Below are 22,549 nucleotides of genomic sequence, written 5' to 3' on the forward strand. Positions count from 1 at the left end.
CGCGGGACACCCGCACCCGGTCGGCTTCGATGTGCGCGGCTGCGCGATGATCACACATCTACGCCTCCCATGCCTCCGCCAGCAGCTGTCGCGTGTCGCGCAACAACTGAGGCATGACCTTCACCCCGCCGACCACGGTGATGAAGTTCGCATCCCCGCCCCAGCGCGGAACGATGTGCTGGTGCAGGTGGTCGGCAAGCGAACCACCGGCCACACCACCGAGATTGAGACCCACGTTGAATCCGGCGGGTCGCGAGACCTGCTTCATCACCCGGATGGCCCGCTGGGTGAAGGCCATCAGTTCCGCGCTCTCGGCGGGCGTGAGGTCCTCCAGGTCGGCTACTCGGCGGTACGGCACCACCATCATGTGCCCTGGGTTGTACGGGTACAAGTTGAGCACGGCGTAGACGAGTTCGCCACGCGCGATGATCAACCCGTCCTCGTCCGACATCTTGGGGATATCGGTGAACGGGTGCCCGGTCGCGTCCTTGGGCCGCACCTCACCGGTGATGTAGGACATCCGGTACGGGGTCCACAGTCGCTGCAACCGGTCGGGGTGACCGGCGCCTGCGTCGAGGATCGAGCCCGCGTCGGACGCGAGGTTCTCGGTCATGACCCCACCGCCGCGGAGACGACCTCGAACCCCTCGGCCGTCGGCGAGGCGTTCTCCCGGTTGGCGACCCAGGCGGTGACGGTGGCGATCGCGTCGGCCACCGGCACGCCGTTGACCTGGGTGCCGTCGCGGAAGCGGAAGCTCACCGCGTTCGCCTCCACGTCACGGGCGCCGGCCAGCAGCATGAACGGGACCTTCTGCGCGGTCTGGTTGAAGATCTTCTTCTGCATCCGGTCGTCGCTGCGATCCACCTGCGCGCGCACCCCGGCGGCGCGCAGCTGCTCGATCACCGCGTCCAGGTGCGGGGCGAAGTTCTCCGCCACCGGGATGCCGACGACCTGCACCGGCGAGAGCCAGGCGGGGAAGGCGCCGGCGTAGTGCTCGGTGAGCACGCCGAAGAAGCGTTCGATGGAGCCGAACAGGGCGCGGTGGATCATCACCGGGCGGTGCTTGGCGCCGTCGGCCCCGGTGTATTCGAGCTCGAACCGTTCGGGCAGGTTGAAGTCGAGCTGGATGGTCGACATCTGCCAGGTGCGGCCCAGCGCGTCCTTGGCCTGCACGGAGATCTTCGGGCCGTAGAACGCGGCGCCGCCGGGATCGGGCACCAGGTCCAGGCCCGAGGCCGCGGCGACGTCGGCGAGGGTGGCGGTGGCCTCTTCCCACAGCTCGTCGGAACCGACGAACTTCTTCGGGTCCTTGGTCGACAGCTCGAGGTAGAAGTCCTCGAGGCCGTAGTCCTTGAGCAGCGAGAGCACGAAGTTCAAGGTGGTGGTGAGTTCGCCGTGCATCTGCTCTTTGGTGCAGTAGATGTGGGCGTCGTCCTGGGTCATGCCGCGCACGCGGGTCAGACCGTGCACCACGCCGGACTTCTCGTAGCGGTACACCGAGCCGAACTCGAACATCCGCAGCGGCAGTTCCCGGTAGGAGCGCCCGCGCGCGCGGAAGATCAGGTTGTGCATGGGGCAGTTCATCGGCTTGACGTAGTAGTCCTGGCCGGGCTTGCGCACGGTGCCGTCGTCGTTGAGTTCGGCGTCGAGGTGCATGGCCGGGAACATGCCGTCGCGGTACCAGTCGAGGTGGCCGGAGGTCTCGAACAGCGCGCCCTTGGTGATGTGCGGGGTGTTGACGAACTCGTAGCCCGCGTCGATGTGGCGCTGGCGCGAGTACTCCTCCATCTCCTTGCGGATGATGCCGCCCTTGGGGTGGAACACCGGCAGGCCCGAACCGAGCTCGTCGGGGAAGGAGAACAGGTCCAGCTCGAGGCCCAGTTTGCGGTGGTCGCGGCGCTCGGCCTCGGCCAGCAGGGCCAGGTGGGCGTCGAGGGCCTCGGTGGACTCCCACGCGGTGCCGTACACGCGCTGCAGGTCCTCGCGGTCCTGGTCACCGCGCCAGTAGGCGGCCGAGGAGCGGGTGAGCTTGAAGGCGGGGATGAACTTGGTGGTGGGGATGTGCGGGCCGCGACACAGGTCGCCCCAGATCTTCTCGCCGGTGCGCGGGTCGAGGTTGTCGTAGATGGTCAGCTCGTTGCCGCCGACCTCCATGATCTCGGGATCGTCAATGCCGGACTTGTCGCTGATCAGCTCGAGCTTGAACGGCTCTTTCGCCAATTCGACACGGGCCTCGTCGATCTCGACCACGCGACGCGAAAAGCGTTGCGCGCCTTTGATGATCTTCTTCATCCGTGATTCCAGCTTGGCCAGATCCTCGGGGGTGAAGGGCTTGTCGACCTGGAAGTCGTAGTAGAAGCCGTCTTTGATCGGCGGGCCGATCCCGAGTTTGGCGTCGGGGAACTCCTGCTGCACCGCCTGGGCCAGCACGTGCGCGGCCGAGTGCCGGATCACGCTGCGCCCGTCCTCGGTGTCGGCCGCGACCGGCTCGACCTCGACGTCTTCCTCGGGAATCCAGGACAGATCCTTGAGCGCGCCCTCGGCGTCGCGCACGACCACGATCGTGTCGGGACCCTTGGTCGGCAGTCCCGCTTCTCGCACCGCCGCGCCCGCGGTAGTCCCGGCCTGCACTCGAACGAGGGCAACTGGGCTCAGGGGTGCAGAGGTGGTCACGGGAATGTTCTCCTTATGTCCGGGTCAGTCCGGGTGTTCGGGGCCGGGGATCCGGCCTCGCGCGCGGCGACTCTCGCGCCGCCCCATGCTATCGGGCGTGTCCGACACCGGTGTCGATGACCTCGCGCCGCGCCCGGTCCGAGCCCCGGTGGCCACCACGCCACCGGGGTGGTCGACCGTGTTCGCGAACGGCCGAACCCCGTTGTGCCAGGTCAGCACCGGGCGCGCGCGGCGGCGGCCAAGCGTTCGGCGCGGTCGGCGGGCGCGCGTTTCGGGCAGCTCGTGCACATGTCCTGACCGGGCACCTCGTGGACCAGGCAGCACGAGGCGCGTCGGACGAAGGCGCGGCCCTCGACGGTGACGAAGCGCGGGGTGGGCATGTCCGCGCCCACCGCCGCCGCCAGTCGGGTCGCCGCCGCCGGGGCGCCCGCGTCGAGGGCGCGGTTGCCGATGGCGTCGGCCACGATCGCCCACAGCGACCGCTGCCCCGCGCCGGATACGGCCGCGACCTGCGCGATCATCGCGGTCAAGGTGTCACGCAACGCGGTCGCGACCTCCTCGGCGGCGGCCGCGCCGGTCTCACCGCCCAGGTCCGAGCGCACCGCGCGTCCCCCGGCGTCGACGGGCACCCGCCGGAAGAAGGCGTGTTCGACGCCGCCGTCGGGACGGACCGCGCAGTCGAACTCCCCGAGCGCGGCGACCGGCGCGGGCGTGCCCGCCACGTAGGCGGCGGCGATCTGTTCGACCAGGGTCGAGGCGGTCATGCACCACCACAGGGTGCCCGCGACCCGGGGCACGTCGGTGCCCCAGGTGTGGCTCATCGCGTCGATCCGGGCCGCGATCCAGTCCGGCTCGGTCAGTAGCCGACCGGGAACCGTGCTCACGACATCAGGGGACTGCGCAACCATGTCCAATCCACTCCGATCCAGCCGCCGACCATCGAGAACGTACCGAGCAGCCACAGCGTCACCACGACGAGGGCGCAGGTCCCCACCGCGCCGAGGGTCTTGATGAACCAGCCGCGCGAGGTGTACCAGTCCATGACGATCCGGTACTTGCCGCGCACCCAGGTCAGGGCGTGATGGGCCCAGGTGAACTCGGTGGCGAGGATGCCGAAGCCCGCGAACACCAGCGCCCACCCGGGTCCGGGGTACGGGATCGTGATGATGCCGACGATCAGTACCACCGAGCCGACCAGGCCGACCAGTATCCGGTAGGCGAGGTTGAGGGTAGGGCGCCGCGCGATGGACGCGCGGAAGGCGCGCCAGCGCTGCTTGAAGGCGTCCCACCGGCCGCCGGACCCGGCGTCGTCCTCCGCACGGTCGGTGCGGTCGGGGGCGGCGGGTTCGCTGGTCATCGTTCCAGCCTACGAGTTCGGCCACGACTAGCGCGCCACGACGAGCGCGGGGTGATCGTCGATGGTGGCGATCCCGTCGACGCCGACCTCGAGCACCCGCGAGGTCGCGATGTCGAAGAACAGCCCCGATACCACCAGCCCCCGCTCGGTGATCGCGCGGCGCACGGCGGGATGGCGGCCCAGCGTCTCGAGCTGCACGGCGACATTGACCATGCTCAGCTGGTCCACCTCGTCGAACCCGGCCGCCGCGGCCGCCGCGGCCACGGGGTGCCCCGCGCGGAACCGGCTCACGCTCGGCTCGACGTGGCGCAGCCACGAGCTCAGCCCGCCACCGGCGTCGACGGCCGACAGCGCGGCCTTCATCGCCCCGCACGAGGAGTGCCCGCACACCACCACCGAGCGCACGGCCAGGGTGTCGAGGGCGAAACTCAGGGCGGCTTCGACCGAGTCGTCGCCGCGCACCGGCACCAGGTTGCCGACATTGCGCACGGTGAACAGGTCGCCGGGGCCGCTGTTGGTGATCACGTTGGGCACGATGCGCGAGTCCGAGCAGGTCAGGAAGAAGGAGTCGGGGTCCTGGGTGTCGCGCAGGCCGTCCAGGTGCGGTCGGACCACGTGGGCGTGGCCGCGGTGGAAGGCGGCCACCCCGGCGGTGAGGGCGTCGCGGCCGGATTTCTGGTGTCGCCACGGCCGCACCATGTCGTCGATGGCGGCGCGACCGAACCCTCGGGTGGGTGGCGCGGCGGGGGTGTCGGCCATTTTGGCGTGCCCGATCTCGACGAAATCGACGCGGCCGCCGGTGCTTTCCTGCAGTCGCTGCCAGTCGCCGATGGCTTCGAAGGCGGCGTGGTCGAGGAAGTCGACGGTCATCTCGACGATCACGTCGGCGCCCTCGGGCACGGTCGCCAGTTCGGCGGACAGTTTCGGCAGGGCCAGGAAGGTGCACGATCCGTCGATGCGCACCTGCCAGCGCCCGTCGGCCAGCGGCGCCGCCGACACCTGCGCGCGCACCACCCGCCACAGCAGCAACCCGAACGCCAACGCGAGCCCGATCAGGACCCCTTCGAGCAGGTTGCCGAACACCACCCCGAGCACGGTCGCCACATAGACGAGCAGGTCGCCGGTGCGCCGCGCGAGCCGGATGTGGGCGAGTTTCACCAGCTGCATGCCGATGACGATGAGCAGCCCCGCCAGCGCGGCCTTGGGGATCTGTTCGACCACCCCGACCAGCGCCACCGAGAACACCAGGATCCAGATCCCGTGCAGCACAGTCGAAGCCCGGCTCCGCGCCCCGGCCCGCACATTGGTGGCGCTGCGCACGATCACGCCGGTCACCGGCAGGCCGCCGATCAGTCCCGACAGCAGATTGGCCGAGCCCTGCCCGAGCAGTTCCCGGTCGAAGTCGGCGCGTTCCCCGCCGCGCATGCGGCCAACAGCCACCGCCGAGAGCAGGCTCTCCACGCTGGCGATGAGCGCGATGGTGAGCACCGCGAAGGCCACGTGCCACCACTGCCCCGTCGGAATCTGCGGCAGGGCAAGGGAATCGAGCAGTGAGGCGTTCAACACGATGCGGTCGATCGCGGTGGGCAGCACCATCGCCAACACCGCCCCGGTGAGGATCGCGACCAGCGGCGCGGGCACCACCCGCACCTTGGCGGGCACGTACTTCCAGCCCAGCAGGATCGCCATCACCGTGGTGCCGACCACCACGTCACCCCAGTGCGCGTGGCTCAGCTCCACCGGGATCGCGCGCAGATTGGCCAGGCTCGAACTGGCCGACACCCCGCCGAGGACCACCAGGAGTTGTTGCAGCGCAATGGTGATGCCGATCCCGGCGAGCATGGCGTGCACGACCACCGGCGCCACGGCCAGCGCGGCGCGCGCGATGCGGCTGAGCCCGAACAGGATCTGCAACACCCCCGCCGCGGCGACGATGAAACAGGTTGTCCGCCAACCGAACTGCGCGATCGTCTCGGCGACCACCACGGTCAGTCCGGCGGCGGGTCCGCTCACCTGCAATGGCGACCCGCCGAGCACTCCGGCTACCACCCCGCCCACGACGGCGGCGATCAGCCCGGCGGCCACCGGTGCGCCCGAGGCCACCGCGATGCCGATCGACAGCGGTAGCGCGACCAGGAACACCACCACGGACGCGGGAAGATCATGGCGCAGCACAGATTTCCACATAATTCTCCTTCGCCGGAAGCGTGCTTCCGGTCCATCGGGCGAACATGCACGGGGAGTTGAACGGCTTCGTGGAGCTTCGGACTCATGACGCGAAGGCCGCGACAATAGTAAAGAGATACCCAAGCATTAGGAAAGCTTTTCGGCCGCATTGATGCGTATCGGGTATCAATTGTGATGTGAGTCACTACCGTCTCGGCCGGTCGACAACGATCAGGAATCGAGAAGCCGCCCGGTCCGACGGCGTGGCAGCATCGAGACCATGAACGGTATTCGACGAGGTCATCGCTGGTGCGGGGTGGCATTTCTGGCGGCGGTGGTCATCACCTCGGTGTCGTTGGCGGTGGGTGGGCCCGCGTGGGTGGTGTATCTGCCGCTGATCCCGCTGGCGGGGTTGGTGCTGTCCGGGATCGTCATGTTCGTCGGGGTCTACCGGTCCGCGTCGGGACCCCGGACGCGGCCGGTGCCGCGCGTGCACCGGTGGTCGGCGGTGTTGCTGGTGCTCGGCGTGCTCGTCACGATGGTCTCGTTCGCGGTCGGTGGGCCCGAATGGGTGGCGTATGTGCCGCTGCTCCCCCTCGCCGGGGTGGCGGTGTCCGGGGTGGTCATGCTCGTGTCGCCGGGGCGGCGCGCCGTCGCCGGGGCGCGGGGCTAGCCGATGTCGACCACGCGCGCCCAGCTCGGCGGCGGTTTCGGGGCGTAGTCCGGGTCGCGCTCGCGCCAGTCGACCGGACGACGGAACAGGCCGACGACGGTGCGGCACGGTGGGGGTTCGCTCGGCCACGGGGTGAATCCGTCGGTCAGGGCCACGATGACGTCCGGGCGCGCGGCCACGGCCTTGGCGAACCCGCGGCGCAGATCGGTGCCGCCCCCGCCGATCAGCGACATCCCCTCCGCGCGGCTCAGCGGGTGGGCGATATGGGCGGCGGCGTCGCAGGAATAGACGCTGACCTGGTCGCGGCGACCGGCGACGGCGCGGGTGATGGCGGCGACTTCGAGCAGGGCACTGCCGAGTTCGGTGTCGCTGACCGAGGCGGAGGTGTCGATGACCACGCCGACCCGCGGCGGCATCCGGCGCAGACTCGGCAGGATCACGCCGGGCACACCGGCGCCGCGCCGGGAGGGTCGCCGGTAGGTGTAGTCCTCGCCGACGCCGGGCGCCGAGACCGCCGCGCGCAGGGCCGCCCCCAGCAGGGCGCGCCACGGTTGCGGTGGGTGCAGGGCGTCCTCGGCCCACCGCCGCCACCCGCGCGGGGCAGCACCCGGGCGACCGGAGATGCCATGGGCCACCCGGAATCGGGCGGCTTCGCGTTCCTGTTCGCTGAGCCCGCCGGCCCCGTCCGGGCCCAGATCCCACTCGCGATCGGCCCCGTCGGCGCCGCTGCCGCAGTCGAGCCAGGCCATTTCCTGCGTGCGGGGTCCGAGGGTGAACCGGCCCAGGTAGTCCTCCATGAGCTCGCCCTCCGGCAGGCCCAGTTTCGCCGGGGTGACCACGTCGGCCGGTACCACCAGGCCGTCGCCGAAGGCATCGTCGTTGATCTCGGCGTCGGCGGCGATGTTCATCCGCAGGCGTTCGGCCGGGCCGGTGAGTTCGTGCGCGCGGGCGTAGCGGTCGCTGCGTGCGTGGTGCTCGCGCAGCAGGTGCGACACCTCGTGCACCAGAATCGAGGCCAGTTCCGCCACGGACCGGTAGTCCACGAACGCGGGTCCGATGTAGCAGCGCCAGTGCCGGTCCACCGCCATCGTCGGGGTCGCGGGCGACTCGACGATATGCAGGGCGTACAGCGCGGTCGCCAGATACGGTCTGGCGTTGACCGCGAACAGCCTTGCGGCATAGAGCTTTTCGAGGTCCATGGGGGAGGTCATCGACCCACCTCGACGACGACGGCCGCGGCGCGGTCGGCGCTGCGCGAAACCGACACCACCCCGGCGAGGCGTTCGATCTCGGCCGGGATCGTCCAGTCGTCGCGGCGCAGGGTGGCCAGGGTGGTCGCGGGAACGACGACCAGATCCGGGGCGCCGGTCTCGGCGGCGGCGACCAGGATCGTCCAGGCCGCCGCCCACCGGGCCCGCTCAGGACGTTTGCGGACCGCGGCGACCACCCCGTCGAGCACCGCCTGGCGCTGATCGCCGCGCGCGGGCAGTTCGACGCCGTCCGGGTTCGCGAGCAGGTCCTCCGGGTCGGGCAGATCCATGCGGTCGATGCTGGTCAGCAGCTCGAAACCGGCCCCGTCACCGACCGTGCCGCGGATCAGCTGCGAGAGCACGTCGCGTCCGACCCGCGCGGCGGTGGCGAAGGCGATCAGCCGGATCGTCATCTCCCAGCTGCGCGGCGAGGGCCACGCGCCACCGCGCCGGGTCTCGGTGGTGGGCAGTTGGTGCACGAGGGCGGGGCGCGCCGCCAGCAGCGTGCACACCGCGCGCCGCGCGAAAGCCACTGCCTCGTCGAGGTTCTCGGGTGCCAGGCGAGGCAGGGTCGCCCGCGGCCACGTGCCGCCGAGCCCGCGCACGACGACATCGTGATCGTGGATCCACCGCAGATGCACGAACCGGTTCGCCAGCGGCGGACTCAACTCCCACCCGTCCGCCGCCGAGGCCCGCGGATTCGCGGCCGCCACGATCCGCACCCCCTCCGGCAACCGCAACGCCCCCACCCGACGTTCGAGCACCACGCGCAACAGCGCGGCCTGCACGGCGGGTGGCGCGGTGGACAACTCGTCGAGAAACAGCAGCCCACGCCCCGCCCGCACCAACCGCACCGCCCAGTCCGGCGGCGCCATCGGCACCCCCTGCGTCGCCGGATCGTCCCCGATCACCGGCAACCCCGAGAAGTCCGACGGCTCGTGCACACTCGCGATCACGGTGGTCAGCGGCAGCTCGAGCGACTCGGCGAGCTGGGTCAACGCGGCGGTCTTCCCGATCCCCGGCTCACCCCACAGCAGCACCGGCAGGTCGGCGGCCACGGCCAGGGTGAGGGCGTCGAGTTGGGTGTCGGGGCGGGGTTCGGTGGTGGAGTCGTTCAGCAGGGCGAGCAGGTCACCGGCGACATCGAGTTGGGTGGACGGGTGAACAGTCATGGATGAATCACCTTGGGGGTGTGGGGGATTCGCCGGGTGGGCGAATCGGGGGGGTGGGCCGGGCCGAGATACGGGAGGCCGACTGCTAGCGGTGGGTGGCGTGGCGGGGGTGGGCGCGGGCCAGTTCGCGAACGCGGGTGATGTGGCGGGAGCGGTACGCCGGTGGGAGGTGGGCGTGACCCGGAGCGGGGAGGTTCGCGCGGAAGAGGCTGTAGGTGATGCGTTGGTGGAGAACGGTTTCCAGGGCATCGCGCAGGGGGCCGTCACGCAGGACCGCGTCGGGGCCGAGGAGTTCTTCGACCACGGTCAGCGCACCCGCGAGATCGCCGTGGTCGAGGCGTTCGCGCACGCCCGCGAGGTCGTCCGGGTGGCGGTGCAGGTGGTCGATGACCTGCAGGCACGGCAGTGGGGTGCCGGTGAGAGCTACCAGGAGTTCCTCCCGGCGGATCTCAGCCGGGTCGTGGTCGAGAGCGGCGAGAACACCCTTCACCAACCCGATCCGGTGCCGCTCACCACGACACAGCACAAGCCGCTGACCTGCGGTGATCAGGGGCACACTGTCGCCCCGACCGACCACGCGAGCGCCCTGTCCAGCAGCTCCGACCACACCGTCACGCACCGCCCCAGGCTCGAGCGCCGCACCGGGCTGACCCACCACACCAGGCTCGAGCACCACACCGGGCTGACCCTTCGTACCAGGCCCGAGCGCCACACCGGGCCGGCCCACCACACCAGGCTCGAGCACCACACCGGGCCGGCCCACCACATCGGGCCCGAGCGCCGAACAAGGCTCGAGCGCCGCGGCAACCAGCGGATGTAGCCGGTCGATCGTGATGGTTCCCGTGCGGAGCAGCTCGAGATCGGGCAGCGCCCAGGTTGCCGCGTCGGGCAGTACCGGTAGCGCCGACACTCCCCCGCCCAGCCGGTCCCGCACGATGCGCGCGCTGGGCCGGGCTACCGAATTCGCGTACTCGCCGCTGTCGGGTCGGTCCGGGTCCCGTTCGGGGTCGAGGTGGCCGGATGTCCCCGACACTGCCGGTCGAAGGCCATGGGACCGGCGCCGATCGCCGATCATCAGGGGCACATCGTCCGCCTCGATCGCTGAACCGGAATTCCCGGCAGCGGAGTCGAACTCGTCGAACCGCACGTCCAGGACGACACGTTTACGCGCCCCGCACCGCACCAGCACCGGCCCGGAACCCCGCCGCTCGGCCCGCAACAGAATCGCCGCCTCGTCCGCCCACCGGTCGATCGCGCAACCAGCGGGAACACCTACCGGCGGTTCAGCGTCGGGCAAGGCACCTCCACCGCGCCGCGAGACCGCACCGATACCGCCCTGGGCAGCGTCGAATCTTTCTGCCCCGCAACGCATCCGCAGCTCGTCGGCGCGGCGGGCATCCCAGAGGTGCCGGTGCAGGTCGAGTCGGTAGCGCCGATTCGGTCGAGGGTGGGGATGCAGAGTCGAGCTCATCGAAGACCGGGACTCGTCCCAGAGCGTGAGGCCGATCCGCTGCCCCCCAGCCGCCCAGGCGGGTGGTGTCCGAACGACCAGGTACACCGAACCACCAGGCGCACAACCTGTTCCACCATCGCCAGGCGCAGTGTCGTAGCCGGCCAGCACCATCGTCAACCCGGGCCGCACCAACCCGTCCGGCGCGATCCTGGGTAGATGCCAGCGCAGCAGATCCGGCGCCAGCTGACGCAGATCGGCCCGCACCCGCGCGGCGATCTCGCGCCCACGCGTCCGCGCCAGCGCACGAAGATCGATATCGACGTCGACATGAGCCGCGGCGCACGCACCGACCCAGTCCCCGACGTCACGTCGTGTGGTGGCGGTGGCGATCATCCCGGGCGGCACCGCGAATTCGCGCACCCGTATCCAGAAGTCGCGTCGCGCATCGTCAACGGACGCGCCGGATCGCCGCGGATTTTCGGAGAGTTCCTCGCCTACAGGCGAGAGGGAAGCCGGTTCGATGACCGGCGAGGGGCTCAACGGCCCGGGCGCAGGACGCCCTTTCCACGTGTCGTCATAGGGCCAGTATGCACAACGCCGGCCTCCCCGACAACCGCGGGGAGACCGGCGCGAAGCCACGCGAACACGCACTGCGCCTCCATACACCGGGAGATCCCCCGGTCGGAGGCGAAGTCCGCGATCAGACCACAGCCACCTTTCGGCTACGTGCGTCTAGCGCGCGTCGGTCAGCTCGCGCGTGTCCGAGGCCGCACCAAGCTGCGGGTAGGTCGGGTACTCGATGCCCGAGATGTACTGCACGGTCCGCACCACCTGGCACGAGTAACCGAACTCGTTGTCGTACCAGACGTAGAGGATGGCGGTGTCGCCCTCGACGATGGTGGCGTTGGCGTCGATGATCGAGGCCGCGCGCGAACCGATGAAGTCGCTCGACACCGCGTCGGTGGCGGCGGTGTAGTCGAGGTTGCGGCTCAGCGGGCCCGCGAGGGAGACCTGACGCAGGTAGGCGAGCACGTCCTCCTTGGTCGTGTCCTGCTTCAGCTGCAGGTTCAGGATCGCGACCGACACATCCGGCGTGGGAACGCGGATCGAGTTGCCGGTGATCTTGGCCTTGAAGTCGGGCATCGCCTTGGCCACCGCGGAGGCGGCGCCGGTCTCGGTGAGCACCAGGTTGAACGGCGCGGACCGGCCGCGACGGTCGGCCTTGTGGTAGTTGTCGAGCAGGTTCTGGTCGTTGGTGAACGAGTGCACCGTCTCGACATGCCCACGCACGATGCCGAATTCGTCGTCCATGGCCTTGAGCGGCGGCACGATCGCGTTGGTGGTGCAGGAGGCGCAGGAGTAGATCTGCTGCGACAGGTCAAGGTCGCGGTGGTTGACCCCGTGCACGATATTGGGCACGTCGCCCTTGCCCGGCGCGGTGAGCACGACCTTGTCGATGCCGGGGCGCAGGTGCTGCTCGAGGCCGGCGCGGTCACGCCAGCGGCCGGTGTTGTCGATCAGGATCGCGTTGTCGATGCCGTAGGCGGTGTAGTCGATCGTGGTCGGGTCGTCGCTGTAGATGAACTTGATGACGTTGCCGTTGGCGGTGATCGTGTCGTTGTCGGTGTCGACCTTGATCGTGCCGTTGAAGTGCCCGTGCACCGAGTCGCGGCGCAGCAGCGAGGCGCGCTTGGCCAGGTCGTCGTCGCCGCCCTTGCGCACCACCACCGCGCGCAGGCTCAGCCCGTTGCCCGAGCCTGCCTTCTCGATGAGCAGGCGGGTGACCAGGCGACCGATGCGCCCGAACCCGTAGAGCACCACGTCGCGCGGGCCCTGCGAGACGGCCTTGTTGGCGTCGGTGACCTCGGCCAGCACCGAGGTGGTGTACTCCTCGATCGACAGGCCGCGCTCGTCGGCGTGGTAGGCCGAGACGAGCTGGCCCAGGTCGATCTTGCACGGACCGAGGTCCAACCGGCTGATGACCTGCAGGAACGGCAGGGTCTCGTCCACCGACAGCTCTTCGCCGCCGATCTGGCGGGCGAAGCGGTGCGTGCGCAGGATGCTGATCACCGACTTGTTCACCAGCGACCGGCTGTGCAGCAGAATCGTCACGCCCTTGCCGCGGTACAGCGTTCCGATGATCGGGATCATCGCCTCCGCCGCGGCTTCCTGGGCGTTCCAGCGATCAAGTTGTTCGGTAGTCAACACACGTCCTCTGGTTCATCGATATTTGCGCTGCATCGATGCTAGTGAGGTCCGAATTATTCACCGGCGACCACTCCCCACCGGTGAGATCACGCCCACTCTGCGCGCGCTCAGGCCTTACCGCTGTGATGCTCGATCCGGTGCCCCAGTCGGGCGACGAATTCGGCGACGAAGGCGTCGCTCAGCGGGGGCCAACCCCAGAAGTCGAAGGACAGGGCGCCGAGTGCGTAACCGTCGGTCCAGGCCCAGTCGGTGACCGGGCTCACCGTCGCACACCGCCCGCACCGGACGGCCCCTGCCCCCGTGCGTTCCCACTCCTCGACGGCCTCCGAAAACGGTTGCCACACCACGGGATCGGCCTCCCACGCCTGCGGGTAATCGATGATCACCGTGGTCGCCCGGCAGCTCGGACAGACCGCGCCGCTCGGTTCGACCTCACCCTGCCCGGGGTGGTGGGCGCGGCGCCCCAGAACCACCGCGACCGGCCCCGAAATCCAGTCCGCACCCCAGTCGTCGGCGATCTCGGCCCCCGCGGGCCCCGCCACGAACCCCTCGGTGACGCCACGGGTGTACACCCCTTCCGCGGAGGTCTCCCGCAGCACCCACCCCCGCGCCGCCATCCACTCGAGCATCCGCTCCGCCGCCGCACCCGCGTCCGCCGCGCTCACCTCGAGATCGACAATCCGTTCGAAGAAGTCACCCACTCCACCATCCTGCCAGCCGTCACCCCCCTCGGTGACGCGTCACCGTGCCGCGGGCATCAACCGTTGCAGGACGTCGGTGATGGTGATCAGGCCGATGGTGCTCGATTCGGACTCCGCGGGCGTCACCAGTGCGAGGTGGCTGCGCGACTCGCGCATCACCTCCAGCGCCTCGTAGACCGGCACGGTCGCCCGGAACCGCAGCACCGGGCGCATCAGGTCGGCGGCGGTGGTGTGCGGGGCGGCGGTGAGGCTGTCGCGCACGTGGACCACGCCGCTGATGTCGGCGCCGGCGCGCACGAGCAGGCGCAGGTGCCCGGTGCGCCGGGACATGTCCTGGATGTCGCGCACGCTCGCGGTGGGCGCGACGGCGCTCGGGGTGGGGTTGGGCGCGACGATGTCGCCGACGGTGAGCTTTTCGAGTTCCAGTGCGCTGGTGAGGTTCTCGTGATAGTTCTCGTCGAGGGCGCCGGTGGTCGCGGAGTGTTCGACCAGGTGGCGCAGGGCGTCGGGGTCCTGGCCCGCGTCGACCTCGTCGACCGGGGTGACCCCGACCTTGCGCAGGCACCAGTTCGCGGCGTGGTTGAGCGCGGTCAGCAGCGGTCGGGTCAGGGTCATGAACGCGCGCATCGGGATCGCGAGCATGGTGGCCGACTTCTCCGGGTGCGCGATCGCCCACGACTTGGGCGCCATCTCCCCGACCACCAGGTGCAGGAACGTCACCACGATCAACGCCAACACGAACCCGGCCGCGTCCGCCAACCACAGCGGCGCGCCCAGGTGTTCGATCACCGGCGTGATCCAGTGGTGCACAGCGGGTTTGGTGACCGCGCCCAGGGCCAGCGTGCACACGGTGATGCCGAGCTGGGAACCCGCCAGCAGCACCGGCAGTTCCGCCGAACTGCGCAGGGCGGCCCGCGCCGCGCGACTGGTGGGCGCGGCGTCCTCGAGCCGGTGGCGCCGCGCCGCGATCAACGCGAACTCGACCGCCACGAAGAACGCGCTGGCGGTGATCAGCAGGATCGTGATCGCGACGACCACCCACGGATTACTCATCCTCGCCCTCCGCTCGCACCGTCAACCACACCGACGAGGGCACATGCTTGCCGACGGCCCTGACCCGCGCCAGGACCACCCGGCCGGGCCCCGGCTGCTCGCTGAGATAGTCGGCGCCACTGCGCGGCACCGGGATTCGCACCTCGTCACCCACCGCGGGCAGGCCACCGAACTCGGCGATCACCAGCCCGGCGATCGTCTCGTAGTCCCCGCCCGGCAGGTCGACGCCGATCGCGCGCTCCACCTCGTCGAGGTGCACGTCGCCCGGCACCAACCAGCCGCCGTCCTCGGGCAGGATCTCCGGGGTGGTTCCCGAATCGTGTTCGTCGGCGATCTCGCCGACCAGTTCCTCGGCGATGTCCTCGACGGTGACGATGCCGGCGAAGCCGCCGTACTCGTCCACGACCAGCGCCATCTCCTGGCCCGCCTTGCCGAGCCGAGCCACCACATCCGGCAGCGGCAACGACTCGGGCACCAGCACCGCCGGATGCATGTGGTCACCCGCGGTGCCGGTGGGCTGCCCGCCGAGCAGGTCGTGCAGTTCGATCACGCCGCGGATGTCGTCGCTGGAGGTGCCGATCACCGGGTAGCGGGTGTGCCCCGAGCTCATCCGGGCCAGCACCGCCGCGACCGGTTCGTCGAGCGGAACGAGGTCCACCTGCGAGCGCGGGATCATCGCGTGTTCGGCCGTGGCGGAAGGGAAGTCGAGGATGCGATCGAGCAGCGTCGACAGCTCGCTGGGCAGTTCCCCGGCCTCGCGCGAGGCCGCCACGATGTGTTCGAGATCGCGCGGGGTCGCCGAGTGCTCCACATCGTGGACCGGCTCGATCCGCAACGCGCGCAACAGCACATTCGAGGACTGGTCGAAAAGCCAGATCAGCCACCCGAAGACGCGCAGATACAGCGTGGTCGAGCGGGCCAGCCGCCGCGCGACCGGATCGGGCCGGGCGATGGCGAGGTTCTTCGGGAACAACTCGCCGAACAGCATCTGCACCAGCGTGGAGAACGCGATCGCCAACACCGTGCCGACCGCGATGCCCACCGCGGTCGGAATGCCGATGCCGCCGAACAGTTCCCCGAGGCCGCGCCCGATCAGCGGTTCGGCCACGTAACCGACGAGCAACCCGGTGACCGTGATCCCCAACTGGGCCCCCGACAGCATGAACGAGGTCCGTTTGGTGACCGCGAGCGCGCGCCCGGCCGAGGCGTCACCGGCCTCGGCCTGCGCGGCCAGCCGGGACCGGTCCACGGCCATGTAGGAGAATTCCTGGGCGACGAAATACCCGGTCACCGCGGTGATCAACAGCACCACGACCACGCCGAGCAGCACGCTCAACGCGGTCAGCACACCGCTGTCCCCTCGGTGCGGGATAACCGAGACGGACCGGTGTCGACCTCACCATCGGGCATACGCCGCACGCTAACACGCGGCACTGTACGGTTCGCCGACCGTCATCGGCGTGCCGCTCGGCCTACTGGGCCAGGCCGCACTGGGTGCAGAACACGCCCCCGACCTGGAGTCGATGCCCGCAGCCGCGGCAGTCCACGCGCGCGTCCAACGCCGTTCCGCAACTGCCGCAGAACCGCCCGCCCGCCGTGGTCGCGGCGCAGGTCGGGCAGGTGACCCGCGCGGCCGTGGCGTGGTCGTGCTGGGACGCCCAGTCCTGGCGCTGAGCGGCGTCGCGGATCTGCGCGCCACGCGCGTCGGCCTGGGCGCGGGCGATCTCGTGGGCGACCAGCGGCGAACACCGCGTGCACTGCCCGACCTGATCGTTCCAACAGGTCCGCGCGCACATCCACGACCCGCACCCCGCGCACAACCGGAACTGATGTGTCACTTCGGCGACCGCGTTCGCGAACGCCCGGTCCTTGGTACTCGACGCCCCCGCACCCCAACTGTTGGAGAAGCTCTCCGCGGCCGAGGAAGTCTTGTGCAGCAACGGCACCCGATCACCGAACAGATCCCGCAGCGACCGCAGCGCACCCCGACCCCGCGAGAGGTAGTTCTGCTGGAACGCCGACCGATGCACGGTGCTGCACCGCTCGCACCGAAAGTCCCATTGAAAACCGTTGTCGTTCGACTGATCGGAGTAGTTGCTGGTGAAGACCACTGGTTCGGCCACAGGTGCTCGGTTCCTTCTACGACTCAGGGGCAACGACGTACTGCTCGCAGGCATTAGATTCGCCGAATCTCTATCGCGGCGCCACCGGAGAACGCAACACGAGGCCGAATCCGCGGCGGTGAGGGCATTCGGTCCCTCCCGATAGGGACCGAAGACCGTCTCGGCAAACACCGGGCAAGGACGAAACTCGAGAGATGAGCGAAGTCCGCGTCTCCCTTGTTCCCGACCATCCCACTGTTCGCGCGGCGATCCGACTCGGTTGCCGGGCGCCCTCGGTCCACAACACCCAGCCGTGGCGGTGGGTGTTCGACGACACCGGGCTGCACCTGTTCGGCGACCCCGATCGTCAGCTCACCGCCGCCGACCCGCACGGGCGGCAGGCGGTGATCAGCTGCGGCGCGATGCTGCATCATGTGCGCACCGCGTTCGCCTCCCAGGGCTGGCGCACCGAAACCGCCCGCTTCCCCGACCCCACGCGCCCGAACCTGCTGGCCACCCTCGGTTTCCTGGCGCGCCCCGACTCCCCGACCGGCACGTTCGGCCGCGCCGCCGCGATGGCCCGCCGCCACACCGAACGGCGCGCGATGACCGCCCCGATCGGGTGGGAGTCGATCCGCCCGACCCTCGACGATCTCGCCGCCGCGCACGACACCGCCTTCGACGTCCTCGACGGCAGCGCCCGCGCCCGCCTCACCGTCGCCTCCGAACAGTCCGAGGCCCTGCGCCACTACGACATGGACTACCAGGGCGAATTGCGCTGGTGGGCAGGACATCCCGGCACCGTCGACGGCGTTCCCCCGTCGGCGCTGATCACCGAGTCCGAACTCGTCGGAGTCGGCGTGGCGCGCAAGTTCCCGACACCGGCGCCCGCGCTCGGCCGGTCCGAACTCCACGACCGCGCCCGACTGGCCGTCCTGTCCACGACCGAGGAGACCCCGGCGGCCTGGTTGCGCACCGGCGAAGCCCTCTCGGCGGTCCTGCTCGAGTGCACGGCCGCCGGTCTGGCCACCTGCGCCCTCACCCACATCACCGAAGTCGGCGCGGGCCGGCGACTGCTCAGCGGGCTGCTCGGCCACCCGGGCGTTCCCCAGGTCGTGCTGCGGATCGGCACCGCGCCCGACGACCGGCGACCCGACCCCACCCCGCGCCGCCCACTGGCCGAGATCCTCACCGTCGAATGACCCCCGATCGAGGACGCGGGTCCTCACCTGCCGGGACCTTCGGCCCTCGCGATGACCGGCGCGCACGCGCGAGGCTGAACCCATGATGTCGACCCTGCGCCGCCTCGACCCCCGACAGTCGGTGCTGTGCCTGATCGCGGGTCTGCTGGCGATCTGGGCGTTCGCGGGCGCGTTCGCCCTGATCACCGGCGCCCTCGACCTCGGCCCCCTCGCGCGGGCCCGACTGCCGTGGCAGAGCCCGGTCCTGGCCGGGGCGATGCTGGCGCTGGTGGTGGGGGTGCCGATGACGGTGGTCGCGTTCGTGCGCACCGCGCAGACGACCATGCTCGCGGCGTGCGCGCTGATCGGCTGGATTCTGTTGCAGCTGTTGGTCTTACGCGAATTCAGCTGGATCCAGCCGGTGTGCGTGATCCTCGCCGTCATCGTGGCCGCGCTCGGCGCTCCCCCCGTGCCCGCGCGCGGTGCGACACTGAGATGAGCACACCGCGAGAAAGGGGCAGGCGATGACCACGGTGTTCCTCGTCGACGACCACGAGATCGTCCGCCGCGGCGTCGGCGATCTCATCGCCCTCGAACCCGACCTCGAGGTGATCGGCGAGGCCGAGTCCTGCGCCCAGGCTCTGGCCCGCATTCCCGCCCTTCGCCCCGACGTGGTGGTGCTCGACCTGCGCCTGCCCGACGGCAACGGCATCGAACTGTGCCGTGAACTGCTCTCGGCCGAACCCGGCCTGCGCTGTCTGATCCTGACCTCGTTCACCGACGAACAGGCCATGCTCGACGCGATTCTCGCCGGTGCCAGCGGCTATGTCGTCAAGGACATCCGCAGCCTGGAACTGATCAACGCCGTGCGCGAGGTCGGCGCGGGCCGCTCCCTGCTCGACAACCGGGCCGCCGCCGCCCTGATGGCCAAACTGCGGTCCGAGGCCGAGGAGAAGACCGGCCCGCTGGCCCGGCTCACCGACCAGGAACGCACCCTGCTGTCGCTGCTGGGCGAGGGGCTGACCAACCGGCAGATCGCCGCGCGCATGTTCCTCGCCGAGAAAACCGTCAAGAACTATGTGTCGCGGCTGCTGACCAAACTGGGTGTCGAGCGACGCACCCAAGCCGCGGTCATGGCCGCTGATCTGCGGCGCGAAGACCGCCGATGAGGACTGTGGGCGGCGGCAGCGTGGAACAATGCCGCTATGAACGAGACCTCGGGGCCGGGAGGTCGGCTTCCGGTGACCGAAACCCTGTCTCAGCTGCGACTGCGTGAACTGTTGGCCGAGGTGCAGGACCGGATCACCCAGATCGTGGACGTGCGCGACCGGATGGACCGGCTCATGGAGGCCATGCTGGTGGTGACCGCGGGCCTGGACCTGGACAACACCCTGCGCACCATCGTGCACACCGCCATCGAACTCGTCGACGCCGGTTACGGCGCGCTCGGCGTGCGCGACACCGACCGGATGAGCAATCAGCTCAGCGAATTCGTCTACGAGGGCATCGACGACCGCACCCGCGTGCTGATCGGCGACCTGCCGCGCGGGCACGGCGTACTCGGCTTACTCATCGCCGAACCGAAACCGCTTCGCCTGTCGACGCTGTCCGATCATCCGGCCTCGGTGGGCTTCCCGGCCAACCACCCGCCCATGCGCACCTTCCTCGGCGTTCCGGTGCAGGTCCGCGACGAGGTGTTCGGCAACCTGTACCTCACCGAGAAGGCGGGCGGGCAGGAGTTCACCGAGGACGACGAGGTGGTGGTGCGGGCCCTGGCCGCGGCCGCCGGTATCGCGATCGAGAACGCGCGCCTCTACGAGCAGTCGCGGGTGCGCCAACTCTGGCTCGAGGCGATCCGTGACGTGGCGACCGAACTGCTGGCGGGCAGCCCGTCCAAGGACGTGCTGCGCCTGGTCGCCGAACGCGGACGCTCACTGACCGGCGCGGCCTGCACCTTCCTGGCCCTGCCCGAGGACCCCGATGTCCCGCACGACGAGATCACCGAACTCGTCGTGGTCGCCGCGGCAGGGCTCGGCGCGGATGCCCTGGTCGGCAAACACATCCCGCTCGCGACCTCGCGCTCGGCGGCGGCCTTCCGCCACGGCGAGGTGGTCGCCACCGACACCCCGACCTCCCTGCTCGAATCGGCCGAGGAGTTCGGCCCCGAACTCACCCTGCCGCTGCGCGCGAACGGCTCGGTGACCGGCGTGCTGACCTCGGTGTTCCCCGCGGGCGCCGGGCGTCTCGGCGAATCCGACCAGGCCCTGATGACCACCTACGCCGACCAGGCCGCCGTCGCCCTGCAGTTGGCCGACACCCAGCGTCGCATGCGCGAACTCGACGTCTACGCCGACCGCGACCGCATCGCCCGCGGCCTGCACGACCACGTCATCCAACGCCTGTTCGCGGTCGGCCTGTCCCTGCAGGGCACCATGCAGCGCGCCCGCTCCGCCGACGTCCGCGACCGCCTCGACGAGACCATCGACGACATCCAGGCCATCGTCCAGGACATCCGCTTCTCGATCTTCGACCTGCAGAGCAACACCGCCACCGACTCCTCCACCTACCGAAAACGGTTGCACGACATCATCACCGACATGACCGCCGAAACCGGCCTGCGCACCACCATCCGCCTGGCCGGCCCCGTCACCGTCCTCGAACCACCCCTGTCCGACCACGTCGAAGCGGTCCTGCGCGAAACCGTGAGCAACGTGGTGCGCCACGCGAGCGCGAGCACCGTCGGCGTGGAACTGACCGTCCGCGACGAGGTCACCATCGAGGTCACCGACGACGGCACCGGCATCTCCCCCACCCCCACCCGCCACAGCGGCCTGGCCAACCTCACCCACCGCGCCACCGAAATGGGCGGCACCTTCACCATCGGCCCCAACACACGCGGGGGAACGACGGCCCGCTGGACGGCACCATTGGGATGAACCGATCGCACCCCAACACTGTGTCGTACCACCGAATTCCGCGGTCGTAGCGCACAATCTCCGGCATGACACGGTCTCTGCCCGAGGGCGAATCACTGCTGGTGCGTACTGATTTCACCGACGATGCGGCGTGGGCCCAGACCCTCGCGGCGGTCGTCGCGTCCTATGACGAAGACACTGTGACGGGACTGACCCCGGTCGACGACGCGGCCTTCGACAACCTGCCCCTCGCCGCGTTGCCGAACCTGATCGCCGACCAGTCCTACCTCTTCCTCGCCGACACCACCACGATGACCGACCCCGACCACCCGATTCTGGCCGTCGACACCGCGAGTGACGACCTTGCGACCTTCCGAATCGCACCGAGCGCGATGGCCGGCGTCGAGGTCAACCTCTTCCTCGCCAATATGGATTTCGACGACTTCGCCGACAATGTCGACGCGAACGGGGTGTATCGCGGCTGGGATCAGTAGCCGGTAGGGCGCCGGTGGTCTTGTCGGCGGCAATCCACCGACAGCGGTCACCCGCCTCGGGTCGTCGCCTGGCGCAGCAGTTCAGTCGTTCGAGGGCCGCGTCGCAACGGACCGTGTGGTCGCCCAGTCGGGTAGCGGCTCGCAGCGGGCGAGCCAGGTCGGGGGTGCGGCGGCGAGGATGCCGCCGACGATCGCGCAGGTGGTGTCGATGTCGCCGCCCGCCGCAGCGGCGGTCCAGCACGCGGCGGCGAAATCGGGGGCGTGGTGGGCGACGATCCAGAGACAGAAGGGGACGGTGTCGAGGGCGGAGGTGTGGTGTCCGACGCCCAATTCTGTTGCGGCGGCGGTGGAGTCGGTGATCAGCCGGGCTTGTCGGATCTTGTCGCGGACCGGGCCCGACGGCGTGTGGGCGGCCACCGCGTCGAGGAAGTGGATCCCCCGCATCGGTGGGTCCGCCGCGGTGATGGCGGCGGCCAGCGCAACCGCGACCGCACCGGCTACCGCGTCGGGGTGGGTGTGGGTGACCACCGCCGACGCCGCGGCCTCATCGATGACGCGGTCCGGATCGTCGGCGAACCACGCCCCCAGCGGCGCCACCCGCATCGACGCGCCGTTGCCCCAGGATTCCCGCCCATCCCGCGCCTGCCGAGCGAGTTCGCGCCAGGGGTAACCCTTGTGGCGGATCAGCCGCAGGATCCGACTCGTCCCGGGCCCGTATCGGCGGTAGATGTCGTACCGATCGGCGAACGAACGCGCCAGCGAATCCTGATCGATCCGGCCGTGCGCACTCAACACCGCGAAGATCGAGCACGCCATCTGCGTGTCGTCGGTCCACAACCAGGGACCGGGCAGCAACGTGCGGGATCGCAACGCCCCGTGATTGATCGCGTCGTCGAAGCAGGCCCCGAACGCGTCCCCGACCGCCAACCCTCGCAACGAGCCCAACGCCCGCGCCTGCCTCTCCGCGTCCATCGAACCAGTCTGCCAGTCGCGATGACCGGGCCGGCGGGCCAGATGCGCATCGAGACTGCGATCGATGTAGCCGACGAGGTCAGTGACAGTGAGCGTCACGTCGAGAGTGGGGAACAGGGTTCGACAGGGTCGACCGGGTGTCGAATCTGAAATGAAACTGTGTCTGAAAAGTCGGCGGA

20 protein-coding genes are annotated in these 22,549 nt (G+C 69.9%); 6 read left to right on the top strand and 14 right to left on the bottom strand.

Going from position 1 to position 22,549, the window contains the following annotated elements:
• Window positions 1–58: 58 nt before the first annotated feature.
• The 5 genes from ACFP3H_RS15750 to ACFP3H_RS15770 all read right to left on the bottom strand — a co-directional run bounded on the left by ACFP3H_RS15750 (window position 59) and on the right by ACFP3H_RS15770 (window position 6,217).
• Window positions 59–613 carry an ATP adenylyltransferase gene (locus ACFP3H_RS15750; protein ID WP_378606202.1) on the bottom strand — a complete coding sequence of 185 codons (555 nt, stop codon included), beginning with the start codon at window positions 611–613 and terminating at the stop codon, window positions 59–61.
• Window positions 610–2,673 (bottom strand): threonine--tRNA ligase, encoded by a 2,064-nt coding sequence (thrS, locus tag ACFP3H_RS15755; RefSeq protein WP_378606205.1) that lies wholly within the window; start codon window positions 2,671–2,673, stop codon window positions 610–612. The genes ACFP3H_RS15750 and thrS overlap by 4 nt, the downstream gene beginning before the upstream one ends.
• A gap of 212 nt (window positions 2,674–2,885) precedes the next feature.
• Window positions 2,886–3,557, bottom strand: coding sequence for a (2Fe-2S)-binding protein (locus tag ACFP3H_RS15760; protein WP_378606208.1), 672 nt, complete (start codon window positions 3,555–3,557; stop codon window positions 2,886–2,888).
• A complete protein-coding gene (locus ACFP3H_RS15765) occupies window positions 3,554–4,030 on the bottom strand; it encodes a TIGR02611 family protein (protein ID WP_378606211.1) in 477 nt (158 codons plus the stop codon). The genes ACFP3H_RS15760 and ACFP3H_RS15765 overlap by 4 nt, the downstream gene beginning before the upstream one ends.
• Window positions 4,031–4,057: 27 nt before the next feature.
• Window positions 4,058–6,217 (bottom strand): SulP family inorganic anion transporter, encoded by a 2,160-nt coding sequence (locus ACFP3H_RS15770; RefSeq protein ID WP_378606214.1) that lies wholly within the window; start codon window positions 6,215–6,217, stop codon window positions 4,058–4,060.
• 259 nt (window positions 6,218–6,476) lie between these two features.
• Between ACFP3H_RS15770 and ACFP3H_RS15775 the strand changes: the two genes are divergently transcribed.
• Complete coding sequence (locus ACFP3H_RS15775) at window positions 6,477–6,869, top strand: hypothetical protein (protein WP_378606217.1); 393 nt, start codon at window positions 6,477–6,479, stop codon at window positions 6,867–6,869.
• Here ACFP3H_RS15775 and ACFP3H_RS15780 read toward each other — a convergent pair.
• The 8 genes from ACFP3H_RS15780 to ACFP3H_RS15815 all read right to left on the bottom strand — a co-directional run bounded on the left by ACFP3H_RS15780 (window position 6,866) and on the right by ACFP3H_RS15815 (window position 16,829).
• Window positions 6,866–8,080, bottom strand: a complete 1,215-nt coding sequence (locus ACFP3H_RS15780) for a vWA domain-containing protein (protein WP_378606220.1) — start codon at window positions 8,078–8,080, stop codon at window positions 6,866–6,868. The genes ACFP3H_RS15775 and ACFP3H_RS15780 overlap by 4 nt on opposite strands.
• Complete coding sequence (locus ACFP3H_RS15785; protein ID WP_378606223.1) at window positions 8,077–9,291, bottom strand: AAA family ATPase; 1,215 nt, start codon at window positions 9,289–9,291, stop codon at window positions 8,077–8,079. The genes ACFP3H_RS15780 and ACFP3H_RS15785 overlap by 4 nt, the downstream gene beginning before the upstream one ends.
• A gap of 85 nt (window positions 9,292–9,376) precedes the next feature.
• A complete protein-coding gene (locus ACFP3H_RS15790) occupies window positions 9,377–11,164 on the bottom strand; it encodes a hypothetical protein (protein WP_378606226.1) in 1,788 nt (595 codons plus the stop codon).
• Window positions 11,165–11,476: 312 nt separating this feature from the next.
• Window positions 11,477–12,895, bottom strand: a complete 1,419-nt coding sequence (locus tag ACFP3H_RS15795) for a glyceraldehyde-3-phosphate dehydrogenase (RefSeq protein ID WP_378606430.1) — start codon at window positions 12,893–12,895, stop codon at window positions 11,477–11,479.
• Window positions 12,896–13,059: 164 nt separating this feature from the next.
• Window positions 13,060–13,653 (bottom strand): hypothetical protein, encoded by a 594-nt coding sequence (locus tag ACFP3H_RS15800; protein WP_378606229.1) that lies wholly within the window; start codon window positions 13,651–13,653, stop codon window positions 13,060–13,062.
• Between the two features lie 39 nt (window positions 13,654–13,692).
• The gene (locus ACFP3H_RS15805) at window positions 13,693–14,706 is read right to left on the bottom strand and encodes a hemolysin family protein (RefSeq protein ID WP_378606232.1); all 1,014 of its coding nucleotides are present in this window, start codon (window positions 14,704–14,706) and stop codon (window positions 13,693–13,695) included.
• Entirely contained in the window at window positions 14,699–16,054 is a 1,356-nt protein-coding gene (locus tag ACFP3H_RS15810) for a hemolysin family protein (RefSeq protein WP_378606235.1), read from the bottom strand. The genes ACFP3H_RS15805 and ACFP3H_RS15810 overlap by 8 nt, the downstream gene beginning before the upstream one ends.
• Window positions 16,055–16,178: 124 nt before the next feature.
• Window positions 16,179–16,829: a zinc ribbon domain-containing protein gene (locus ACFP3H_RS15815; RefSeq protein WP_378606237.1), complete on the bottom strand. Its 651-nt coding sequence runs from the start codon at window positions 16,827–16,829 to the stop codon at window positions 16,179–16,181.
• Between the two features lie 194 nt (window positions 16,830–17,023).
• On the opposite strand from ACFP3H_RS15815, the gene ACFP3H_RS15820 reads away from it, so the two are divergent.
• The 5 genes from ACFP3H_RS15820 to ACFP3H_RS15840 all read left to right on the top strand — a co-directional run bounded on the left by ACFP3H_RS15820 (window position 17,024) and on the right by ACFP3H_RS15840 (window position 21,398).
• Window positions 17,024–18,010, top strand: coding sequence for an Acg family FMN-binding oxidoreductase (locus ACFP3H_RS15820; protein WP_378606240.1), 987 nt, complete (start codon window positions 17,024–17,026; stop codon window positions 18,008–18,010).
• Window positions 18,011–18,092: 82 nt separating this feature from the next.
• On the top strand, window positions 18,093–18,488 hold the full coding sequence (locus ACFP3H_RS15825) for a hypothetical protein (protein ID WP_378606243.1): 396 nt from the start codon (window positions 18,093–18,095) through the stop codon (window positions 18,486–18,488).
• Window positions 18,489–18,513: 25 nt separating this feature from the next.
• Complete coding sequence (locus ACFP3H_RS15830) at window positions 18,514–19,158, top strand: response regulator (RefSeq protein ID WP_378606246.1); 645 nt, start codon at window positions 18,514–18,516, stop codon at window positions 19,156–19,158.
• Window positions 19,159–19,194: 36 nt separating this feature from the next.
• Window positions 19,195–20,925, top strand: a complete 1,731-nt coding sequence (locus ACFP3H_RS15835; protein ID WP_378606249.1) for a sensor histidine kinase — start codon at window positions 19,195–19,197, stop codon at window positions 20,923–20,925.
• Window positions 20,926–20,990: 65 nt separating this feature from the next.
• Window positions 20,991–21,398: a DUF6924 domain-containing protein gene (locus tag ACFP3H_RS15840; protein ID WP_378606252.1), complete on the top strand. Its 408-nt coding sequence runs from the start codon at window positions 20,991–20,993 to the stop codon at window positions 21,396–21,398.
• An 81-nt stretch (window positions 21,399–21,479) separates the two neighbouring features.
• Here the strand turns inward: ACFP3H_RS15840 and ACFP3H_RS15845 are convergent, their stop codons facing one another.
• Window positions 21,480–22,370, bottom strand: coding sequence for an ADP-ribosylglycohydrolase family protein (locus ACFP3H_RS15845; protein ID WP_378606255.1), 891 nt, complete (start codon window positions 22,368–22,370; stop codon window positions 21,480–21,482).
• Window positions 22,371–22,549 lie beyond the last annotated feature (179 nt).

This window comes from Nocardia lasii (genome assembly GCF_042658545.1).
Taxonomy (GTDB): domain Bacteria; phylum Actinomycetota; class Actinomycetes; order Mycobacteriales; family Mycobacteriaceae; genus Nocardia; species Nocardia lasii.